This is a genomic window from Sphingobium sp. (genome assembly GCF_033795625.1).
Taxonomy (GTDB): Bacteria; Pseudomonadota; Alphaproteobacteria; order Sphingomonadales; family Sphingomonadaceae; genus Sphingobium.
The window spans coordinates 1-900 of record NZ_JARYGI010000097.1 but is presented as its reverse complement, the minus strand read 5'-3'; the positions used below and the strand labels follow the sequence as shown (position 1 = coordinate 900).

Below are 900 nucleotides of genomic sequence, written 5' to 3'. Positions count from 1 at the left end.
GTCAGGGCGGCGTCGGTCGCGCCCTTCGGCGCTCCGCCCGCACTGGCGCCCTCGTCCTTGCTGGGCGGCGGCGAATGAACGATCGCCGCCGCCTGCTGCTGATCGCACTGATCGCCTTTGCCGCGGCGATCGCTGGGGTTCTCATCGGACGCGCTTATGTCGCGCGGCAGACGCCGGTCGAAACCGAGCTTCATACGCTTCTCCACCGGCAGCTCGAACTTAACGACACCCAGCATGCGAAGATCGAGGCCATCGAGCGCCGCTTCGCGGTCCGCAAGCAGGCGCTGGAACTCGAGCTGCGCGCCGACAATGCGCGGCTGGCGGAGCGATCGAGGCGGAGCATGGCTACGGGCCGCAGGTCAGCGCGGCGGTCGATCGGTCGCACCAGGCGATGGGGCAGCTCCAGAAGGAGACGCTGGAGCATATCTTCGCGATGCGCGGCGTGCTGCGTCCCGATCAGGCCGCCCGGTTCGATCAGGCGGTGGTCAAGGCACTGACGGCCCAGGAGCGGTGACGCTCGATCTCGCCGGCTGCTCGGACGGCGAACTGGCCGCACTGGCGCTTGCCGGCAGGCAGAGCGCCTATGGCGAACTCATGCTGCGTCACCGCGAGTCCGTGTACCGTCTCGTCCGCGGCCATATCGGGGATGCCGAAGCCGCGCTCGACGTCACCCAGCAGAGTTTCATCGCGGCCTTCGCGGCGCTGGGGCGCTATGACGGAACACGTCCGTTCCGGGTCTGGATGTCGCGGATCGTCATCAACAAATGCCATGACTGGCGCCGCCGCCGCGCGGTCCGCAACTTCTTCTCCCACGCGCTGGCGCTGGGGGAAGCCGAACATGTCGTCGACGAGGCGCCACTACCCGACCAGGCGATCGGCGCCGAGCAGCAGCTGGCAGAG

At 68.6% G+C, this 900-nt stretch carries 2 protein-coding genes and 1 pseudogene; 2 read left to right on the top strand and 1 reads right to left on the bottom strand.

Translation table 11 applies throughout. From position 1 onward, the window contains the following. Positions 1-236 (bottom strand): hypothetical protein (locus QHC67_RS18755; protein WP_319296679.1); only part of this gene is annotated, 236 nt, incomplete at its 3' end. Between QHC67_RS18755 and QHC67_RS18750 the strand changes: the two are divergent. Continuing rightward, positions 129-514, top strand: a pseudogene (locus tag QHC67_RS18750) (periplasmic heavy metal sensor). The gene QHC67_RS18755 and the pseudogene QHC67_RS18750 overlap by 108 nt on opposite strands. Further along, positions 511-900 (top strand): RNA polymerase sigma factor (locus QHC67_RS18745; protein WP_319296677.1); only part of this gene is annotated, 390 nt, incomplete at its 3' end. The pseudogene QHC67_RS18750 and the gene QHC67_RS18745, both read left to right, overlap by 4 nt.